The following is an 8,695-nucleotide window of genomic DNA, read 5'->3' on the forward strand; positions in this document are numbered from 1 at the left end:
GCCCCACGCTCATCGAGCATCTCGAGTCGGTGCCCGTCGACGCCGAACCCCACCGGGTCGGTCTCCGTTTCCCCGTCCAGTACGTGATCCGTCCGCGCACCCCGGAGTTCCCGGACTACCGCGGGTACGCCGGGCAGGTCGCCGCGGGTGAGGTGACTCCGGGCGACGAGGTGGTGATCCTGCCGTCCGGTGTCCGGACCACGGTCACCCGCATCGACACCGCGGACGGCGAACTCGACAGCGCCCACGCCGGCCGCAGCGTCACTCTCGTGCTGGCCGACGACGTCGACGTCTCCCGCGGCGACGTCATCGCCTCCCCCGCCGACGCCCCGGAGCCGCTCGGCGAGTTCGACGCGACGGTGTGCTGGCTGGCCGAGAAGCCACTGCGTCCCGGTGCCCGCCTGCTGCTCAAGCACGGCACCCGCACCACGCAGGCCATCGTCGGCACACTCGTCGAGCGTTTCAACGAGCAGGAGCTCACCTCGGAGCCCAGCCCGGAGTCGTTGGAACTCAACGAGATCGGCAAGATCTCGGTGCGTGTCGCCGAGCCGATCGTGGCGGACGACTACACCGTGAACCGCCACACCGGCAGCTTCCTGCTGATCGATCCGGCCGGCGGCAACACGCTCGCGGCCGGCCTCGTCGGAGACGCCATCGCAGCGGTGGAGCTCGGCGAGCGCGTCTAGTGCGATGACCCCGCTGATCGCTGTCGCCCACGGCAGTCGCGACCCCCGCAGTGCGCGGGTGGTGGCGGCTGCCGTGTCGGCGCTCCGGGCCAAGCGACCGGACCTCGACGTCCGGCTGTGCTTCCTCGACCTCAACGCACCGTCCGTGGACCAGGTGATCGACACGGTCGCCACCGAGGGGCATTCCTCCGCCGTGATCGTGCCGATGCTGCTGGGCAGCGCGTTCCACGCACGCGTCGATCTTCCGGCGCTCCTGGACGCCGCCCGCCTCCGCCACCCGCACCTGCACGTCCGGCAGGCCGACGTTCTCGGGCACGACGCGCGGCTGGTCGAGGCCGTCCGTGACCGCATCGGCGAGGCCGGCGGTTCCGCCGGTGAGTCCGGTCTCGGGATCGTCCTCGCCGCGGTCGGCTCGTCCGACCCGGCCGCGAACGACCGCACCCGCGAGCTGGCCGGATCGCTCGTCGCGGGCACTCGATGGTCGGGAGCGGTGACGTGTTTCGCGACGTCGGCGGAACCGACGGTGCAGCAGGCGATCTCGACGCTGCGGCAGGCCGGTGCCGAGCGCATCGTGATCGCGCCGTGGTTCCTGGCGCCGGGACTGCTCACCGATCGGGTGAGCCGTGCGGCGGAATCCTGCGGCCCCGGCATCACCTACGCGGCCACCATCGGACCGCACCCCCGGCTGCTCGACGTCATGCTCGACCGGTACTCGCAGACCCACACGGAGCTGCAGCGGTACCGGGCGCTGTCGGCCTGAGCGCGTCGATCACCGCACGCCCGGCATCCGGGTTCCCGACCGCTATCCGCGCGTCACCATTGGGGTAGGTGCGCGCGTGGATGCCGGCACGGGCCAGTGCGTCACCGACGTCCCCTCCGGGGAGGTACAGGAAGTTGGCGTGACTGCGCGGGACCGGAATTCCCGCCGCCCTCACCGTACGCCACAGTTCCTCGCGCTCGGCGACGATGGCAGCCACCCGGGAACGGAGCTCGTGCTCGGCGGCGTACGACGCCGTCACCGCGGGAACGGCGGCGCTGCCCATCCCGAACGGCAGTTGCAGCGTTCGAATCGTCCGCGCCAGTGCCGCATCCGCGAAGCCGAATCCGATACGCAACCCGGCCAGTCCGTACGCCTTGGAGAACGTTCGCAGGAACACGACGTTCGGGTGTTCGGCGATGATGCGATGCACGTCCAGGACCTGTCGGTGGTCGACGAACTCCACGTAGGCCTCGTCGAGGACGACGACCACCCGGTCCGGAACATGACGGAGGAAGTCCGCCAGTTCGGCGGTGTCGACGAGCGTCCCGGTGGGGTTGTGCGGGCGGCAGACGACGACGAGCCGGGTGCGATCGTCGATGGCGGCCGCCATCGCGGCCAGATCCTGCCCGCCGTCCGGGAGAATCGGTATCGGCACCGCGTCGAGTGCCGCGATGCGCGCCATGATCGGGTACCCGTCGAACGTCGGGGCGGTGAACACTATCCGCTCCCCCGGCCCGGCGACCGAGCGCATGATCTGCAGTGCGACGCCGGTGGCACCGGCGCCCACCACCACCTGTTCGGCGTCGAGCCCTTCGTGATCCGCGATGACCTCGATCAGCCTCTCGGGCAGGAATTCCGGATACCGATGCGCCCGGCGCATCACACCGTCGAGCGCGTCGAGCACGGAGGGCAACGGGGCGAACGGGTTCTCGCTCAGCGCAAGATCGAATCTCACACCGGGTCCCGCGATGGTCGGCGTCGTCATCTCACACCCCCGCCGGGGCGGCGCCCCATCGAATCGCCCCGGCCCCGGCGAAGTCGCCCGCGTGCGCGAACGCGGACATCATCACCAGCGAACCGGTGGGGATGCGGCCTGCCCGGTTCTCGATGTCGAGGGTGACGGGGATCGCGGCGCCGAACAGGTTCCCGCATTCGTCGAACGTGTCGGGGTGTCGTTCCGCCGGTAGCTCGAGTGCGTCCCGCCAGTTGCGGAGAAACAGCCGGTTGGGCTGGTTGGTGACCAGGGTGTCGATCTCGTCCGGGGTGATGCCGATCTGCTTGCACACCGCGAGCGCCACCTCGGGGACGAGCCGGTTCCCGCGGGCGAAGACCTTCGCGATCCTCGATTCGGTGAACCCGATGTGCAGTTGGCCGGTGCCCGCCTCCCAGTATTTGCGGGGCGGATCGACGGCGGCCGTCATGTCTCCGGCGAACTCGGGGTAGGTCCGGCACTCGAGCCCGAGCACCGGCGCGGCCTCCGACTTCACCAGCAGGCATGCGCCCGCGCCGTCACCGGGCACCGCCGACTGTGCCAGCGCGCGCACGTCCGATTGCGTGAAGATCTGGCCGGCGCTGTTCTGCACCGACAAGATCAGGGCGGTCGACGCGTCGCCGGTCTGCATGATCTGACGTGCCAGTTTGATCATGTACACGAACGACGCGCAGCCGCCGTTGTGCAGGTCCACCACCCACTCCGGGGTGATCCCCATCCGGCGCGCGAGTTCTCCGCCGGTGCCCAGGATCGGGACGTCGGGCAGCTGGGTGTGGGTGATGAGAATGTCCACGTTGGAGACGAGTTCGGCGCCGCTCCGTTCGACCAGCGGGGCGATTGCACGTTCCGCCATGTCGACGGCGTTCTCGTCGCTCGCGATGTGGTGGCGGAATTTCGGCGCCCGGAACATGATGTTCTCGGCGAGCCGGTCGGAGGCGGCGAACTGGGCGAAATAGTCCGCTTCCACCCGGTTCTCGGGTAGGTAGCCGGCAATGTCGATCAGGCTGACGGTGTCCATGTCTCACTCACTCATCCAGGTCGGGGTCACGGGCAGGTCGTTCGCCCACCGGTATTCGCAGATCGCCTTGAGATTGCTCATCTCCAGTCGGTGTCCGGCGGCGAACATGTCCCAGAAGTCGCCCACCCACGGAACCCGGTCTGCGGGAGCGGTCTCGGGGTAGGGATTGTCGTTGTAGAACGGATGGTGGCAGTTGGTCCACAGCACGACGGATCCGTCGACGTCCAGGACCGTGCGCGCGTCCACCACCCGCATCAGATACACCATCCACAGGTGTTTGCCCTGGTCCCAGGCACAGTGATAGTCGACGGTCAGCGCGGCCGGGTGTGCCACGGTGCGCGTGTAGATCTCGGTGGTGTCGCCCAGGCGGTCGTACGCGAGCCACAGCCCGGGTTCTCCGGCCGGGGTGAATCCGCGGAGGCTGTACGTCCATTCCGCGAGGCTGCGGGTGTGGGAGAGGTAACGGAACACCTCGTCCGGCGGGCAGTCGATGTATTCGTTGACAGTGCAGTACTTTCCGAACACCTGGTCGTGCGGATACACCGACCTCAGCATGTCCATGATGATCGGTGTCGTCGCCTGACGGTCGGAGGTCTCGATGCGGACGAGGCCGGGCAGGTCGGCGGGAAGGTCGGGCAGCGGGGCGATCTCTCGAGCGGTCATCTGCGTGCTCCTTCTCGGGATTCGGATCTCTCGGTCGGGCGTCGTGCGGGCAGGAACGGCAGGAACGGCGGCAACTCGTCGGCGTCGCAGGCGACTTCGATGACAGCGGGCCCCGCCGAGCCGGCCGTGGCGCGTAGCGAGTCGGCCAGGCCGGCGTGCGTGTCGACCGTGTGGGACGGCAAGCCGGGAAACAGTGCGCCGACTCCCGCCGCGATGTGGGCGGGACGAAACCGGCTGTACGTGTATGCGCCCTCGAAGTACACCTGCTCGCGGGTCAGGCACATCGCGTGGGCGTTGTTGTTGAACACAACGAACGTGACCGGCACGTCGTACTCGACGGCCGTGTGGATCTCGAGCCCGTGTGCGTAGAACGCACCGTCGCCTGCGATCACGAACGTGCGGCGGCCCCGTGAGAAGGCGGAACCGATCGCGGCGCCGAACGTGTAGCCCATCCCGCCCATTCCCAGCGCCACCACGAACCGGCCTCCGCTCGGAACCGGAAGATGATGCACCACAGCGGCACCCGTGTTTCCCGCGTCGGCGAACACGTCGGCGCCCGCTGGCATCACCGCGGCGAGCGCCTTCACCGCGTCCGTGTAGCCCAGGCCCGACGTGCCGGACGACGGCACGTCGATCGGGGTCGGCTCGCTCTGCGCGACGGGCGCCCGCGAGGCCGCAAACCCGATTTCGGTGACGAGCCCGCGCAGCGTCGCCCGCAGATCCCGCGTCGGCACGTGATGGGCATGCAGATACGGCTTCGCCGAGCCCACGCTGTACACCAGCGTCTTCTCGAGCGCCCCGTCCAGACCTCCGCGTGCCATCACCGGCAGTCGCGTGCCGACGAGCAGGCAGACGTCGGAATCCTGCAGTGCGTCGACGACATCCGGATTCCCCATCGCGCCGGTGACCCCGAGCCGACCGGGCGCCGCGGGATCGAGCACGTCCCTCGCGTCGGGCGTGACGGCCACCCGGGCGCCGAGCACGTGCGCGAGTTCCGCGAGTTCCCCTCGCGCGCCGGCTCGCGCGACCTCGTCTCCGGCGATGACGGTGACGCGGCCGTAGTCGTCGCGGAGGGCCTCGGCGAGCCGTGCGATCTCCGCCGAGGTGGTGCGTGGTGCGGTCGGGACCGCTCGACGTGGTTCCGGGAACTCACCGAGCGACTGCTGAATGTCCTTCGGCAACAGGAGAACCGCGGGCCCGCCGCGTCGCGCGGCGGCCAGCGCCTCGGCGAGTTGGCGTTCGAGGTCGAGCGGCGACTCGACGCGCGCGCAGTACACGGACACCTCACCGAACAACCGGGTCGCATCGATCGACCCCGCCAGTCCACTCGTGTCCTGGAATGCGCCCATCCCTTCGAGCGTCGTCGGCGGTTGCCCGACCAACGCCAGAAGCGGCACACGCGACGCGAATGCTTCACCGAGACCGGCGATCACATTGAGCGCACCCCCGCCCGACGTCGCCGCGACAACACCGATCCGGTTCGACGTCCGGGCGTACCCGTCGGCCATGGTCGTCGCCGAGAACTCGTGTTTGGCGACGACGCCCTCGACGTCGTGGGAGCGGTGCAGCGCGTCGTACAGGTCCTCGATGTTCGCGCCTCCCACACCGAAGACGTGTTCGACCCCCTCTGCGGCCAGCGCCGCGACGATGTAGTCGGCGACGCGCATGTTCCGACCGGTTGTCCGTGGCTCTTGATCCGTGAGATTCATCGGCAGACCCCCGTGTCGTGGATCGGGTGGGGCGACCTGCGGTCACCCACTGGATATACACACGAACCACGTACCGGTCGGGTTCACCGGTGGCAGAACATTTTTCCGGAAACGTTCGTGACGAACGAAACACGACGGTGGAGCGTGCAGGAGGTATGAAAACCGACCCGACTCCCTGGCGGCTCGCTCACAACGCCGCGGTCAGCAGTACCTCATGGTCGTCGTCGGATCGCACGTCGATGCTCGCGATCGCGTCGACGGGCAGGCTGGTGGTGGCCGTGGGCCGCACCGTCGTGCCGGCCTCACCGGTCCAGGTGGCCAGTGTGGTGACGATTCCAGTGCGGTCGGTGACGGTCAGCGCGTAGCCCTCGGTGTCGGCGCCGTAGCGACCGTCGCCGGGCCACGTGTCCTCGTAGGAGCACTCGACGAAGACGACGGTGCCCCAGGATGTCGACGCGACGGATGCGCTCGCGGTGATCGTCGTCGGAACCACGGGGGTGAACACCGCCTCGGTGGTGTGGTCCGGGACGGGCATGGCCGTGACCGGGGCGGCCGGGGTCCGGTCCTGCGTCACCAGCACCCCCACCGGGACGGCGACGGCGATCACGGCGGCCGCCGCCGCGAGGGCCGTCGCCGCTCGCCGGTGCCGTCGGCGCCGCTGTACCGTCCCCACCAGTTGGGTCAGCACACGTGGTGGGGGGGTCTCCGCATCCGCGGGCGCGGCGTTCCCAGGCAGCGTGCCGAACGCCTCTTCCGGTGTGATCAGGGCCAGCAACCCGGGCATGCCCGCCAGTTCGGACAGGGCCTGCGAGCACTGTGCGCAGTGGGCGAGGTGCGCCTCGTATTCGCGCCGATCGCTCGGGGACATCGCACCGAGCACATATGCGGCGTCCCAGCGGACGTAGGGATCCTCGTGCGACTCGAAGTCGTCGAACGTCATCGGGTCACCCCCATTTCCTGCAGAGCCAATCGAAGGGCCCGCAATCCGTAGTGCATGCGGGATTTCACCGTTCCCTCCGGTATTCCGAGTTCGTCGGCCATCTGGTGGGTCGACATTCCCCGGTAGTAGCCGAGCACGAGAACCGCACGATGGTCGGGGCTGAGCCGGGCCAGCGCATCACCCATCATCCAGGCGTCGAGTGCGCCGTCCGAGCTGTCCGGGGCGGCGCGTTCGGGTGTCGAGCTCATCCCGATCTCACGCTGGGAGCGGGCGCTGCGGTGCTCGTCGAACACGAGGTTCCGGGCGACCGTGAACAACCACGCCCGGGCCGACGACTCCGACTGGTCGAGCACGTTCGGATGCTTCCAGGCTCGCAGCAGGACCTCCTGCACGATGTCGTCGGCGCGGGCGCGGTCGCCGGTCAGCCGCAGGGCATACCGCCACACCGCGGGGGCATGCTCCTCGTACAGGGCGTGCATCAGCTCGGTCTGGGCATCCGGCATCGGTCACCACCTCTCAGCAGTACACACGGTTCACCCGTGCCTCCGGTTCACCGCGCCACCGAAACACAGGGAAACCCCAGGTGAAACGGGTCGCAGCGGCCGAAAACCCTTGGCCCGTACGCTAGGAGATGTTCAGCGCCACGGCGGCGTGGACGAGCGCCTGGAACGCCTCGGCGTCGATCGTGTCGCCCTCGTGGAAATCGATGGCACGCCGAGTGTTGCCTTCGAGGCTGGAGTTGAAGAGGCCTGACGGGTCGTTCAGCGAAGCGCCCTGGGCGAACGTCACCTTCACCGCATTCTTGTACGTCTCACCGGTGCAGATCATTCCGGCGTGCGACCATACCGGCACCCCTCGCCACTTCCACTCCTCGACGACGTCGGGGTCGGCCTGCGTGACGAGGGCACGGATCCGGGCGAGCGTCTCGCCCCGCCAATCACCCAGCTCCTCGATTCGCGCATCTATCAACTGCGAGGGAGTGTCACCTTCGCCTCCCTCTCCCGAGCCGCTCGTCCGCGTCTTCATGGTGGGCTGTCGCTCTCCTTCTGGCTGTCGTCGCTCGCCGGTCACTCGAGTATCCTCGCGGACCGCGTCGATCGCATCGAGATCGCGCCGCGATCGGCTGCCGACCGATTTACCTCTGGCGCGTCGCCGCCGTCCTGGACCAAACTGGAATGGAGGTGAGGAGCACCCCCATGAGCACAGCACGGATTCGACGCGGCATCGTGGCAGGCATCGACGGATCGGACGGCGCGCTGGAGGCGGCGGCGTGGGCTGCATCCGCCGCGAGGCGCTTCGAGGAGCCGCTGCGCCTCGTCCACGTGTTACCCAAGCATCCGAATTCCGCGGACGGTCACCCCGAAGGCGATGAGTTCCTCGACGCCGCCGAGCGCATCGTCCTGGACGGGCAGCAAGACCTGGAAGTCGAGCGCAGCACCCACCCCGGTCCGCCCGCCCACGCGCTGGTGGAACTGTCCAAGACGGCCCGGATGCTGGTTCTCGGGCCCGCGGCCACGAGTGAGATGAAATCGGTGGTCGCCGGTTCCGATGTCGTGCGGGTGTCGAACCGAGCCGAATGTCCGGTGGTCGTCTGGCGCGGCATCCAGGGCCACGAGGTCAGCGAAACCCGCCCCGTCGTGGTGGGTGTGGACGGCAGCGAACTGAGCGACATGGCGGTGGCCCACGCGTTCGAGTTCGCGGCATTCTTCGGCGCTCCCCTCGTCGCGGTGCACACCTGGGCCGAGCACTCCACCCTCGGTGCGTGGTACTCGGAGGAACGTCGCTTCACCGACTGGTCCGATCTGGTCCAGCACGAGGAGGCGTGGCTCGCCGAGAGCCTCGCCGGGTGGCGCGAGAAGTACCCCGATGTCGAAGTCACGCGCTGCCTCGAGCGTGGTGGGCCGATGAAAGTGCTCCTCGAATACTCG

At 68.8% G+C, this 8,695-nt stretch carries 10 protein-coding genes; 3 read left to right on the top strand and 7 right to left on the bottom strand.

All coding sequences use genetic code 11. From position 1 onward, the window contains the following. Both AC1D1G_RS36980 and AC1D1G_RS36985 read left to right on the top strand, forming a co-directional pair. A partial coding sequence (locus tag AC1D1G_RS36980) for an elongation factor 1-alpha C-terminal domain-related protein (RefSeq protein ID WP_477956027.1) occupies window positions 1–686 on the top strand: 686 nt, incomplete at its 5' end. A 4-nt stretch (window positions 687–690) separates the two neighbouring features. Beyond that, window positions 691–1,446, top strand: coding sequence for a sirohydrochlorin chelatase (locus AC1D1G_RS36985; protein ID WP_477956029.1), 756 nt, complete (start codon window positions 691–693; stop codon window positions 1,444–1,446). Here the strand turns inward: AC1D1G_RS36985 and AC1D1G_RS36990 are convergent. From AC1D1G_RS36990 to AC1D1G_RS37020, 7 genes are all read right to left on the bottom strand, one after another. Further along, the gene (locus AC1D1G_RS36990; RefSeq protein WP_477956031.1) at window positions 1,382–2,431 is read right to left on the bottom strand and encodes an aminotransferase class I/II-fold pyridoxal phosphate-dependent enzyme; all 1,050 of its coding nucleotides are present in this window, start codon (window positions 2,429–2,431) and stop codon (window positions 1,382–1,384) included. The two genes, AC1D1G_RS36985 and AC1D1G_RS36990, sit on opposite strands and share 65 nt — an antisense overlap. Before the next feature lies 1 nt (window position 2,432). Continuing rightward, a complete protein-coding gene (locus tag AC1D1G_RS36995) occupies window positions 2,433–3,455 on the bottom strand; it encodes a 3-oxoacyl-ACP synthase III family protein (protein WP_477956033.1) in 1,023 nt (340 codons plus the stop codon). Window positions 3,456–3,458: 3 nt separating this feature from the next. Further along, on the bottom strand, window positions 3,459–4,118 hold the full coding sequence (locus AC1D1G_RS37000) for an SRPBCC family protein (RefSeq protein WP_477956035.1): 660 nt from the start codon (window positions 4,116–4,118) through the stop codon (window positions 3,459–3,461). Further along, on the bottom strand, window positions 4,115–5,827 hold the full coding sequence (locus AC1D1G_RS37005; protein ID WP_477956037.1) for a thiamine pyrophosphate-binding protein: 1,713 nt from the start codon (window positions 5,825–5,827) through the stop codon (window positions 4,115–4,117). The genes AC1D1G_RS37000 and AC1D1G_RS37005 overlap by 4 nt, the downstream gene beginning before the upstream one ends. 187 nt (window positions 5,828–6,014) lie before the next feature. After that, window positions 6,015–6,767, bottom strand: a complete 753-nt coding sequence (locus tag AC1D1G_RS37010; RefSeq protein WP_283333641.1) for an anti-sigma factor family protein — start codon at window positions 6,765–6,767, stop codon at window positions 6,015–6,017. Then, window positions 6,764–7,270 carry a sigma-70 family RNA polymerase sigma factor gene (locus tag AC1D1G_RS37015; protein WP_280782429.1) on the bottom strand — a complete coding sequence of 169 codons (507 nt, stop codon included), beginning with the start codon at window positions 7,268–7,270 and terminating at the stop codon, window positions 6,764–6,766. Before AC1D1G_RS37015 ends, AC1D1G_RS37010 begins: the two co-directional genes overlap by 4 nt. A 121-nt stretch (window positions 7,271–7,391) precedes the next feature. Beyond that, a complete protein-coding gene (locus AC1D1G_RS37020) occupies window positions 7,392–7,793 on the bottom strand; it encodes a DUF1801 domain-containing protein (RefSeq protein WP_280782428.1) in 402 nt (133 codons plus the stop codon). A 170-nt stretch (window positions 7,794–7,963) separates the two neighbouring features. Between AC1D1G_RS37020 and AC1D1G_RS37025 the strand changes: the two genes are divergently transcribed. Further along, window positions 7,964–8,695, top strand: a 732-nt coding sequence (locus tag AC1D1G_RS37025) for a universal stress protein (protein WP_477956039.1), incomplete at its 3' end; no start/stop codon positions are given.

The organism is Rhodococcus sp. P3_B8, from assembly GCF_056402775.1.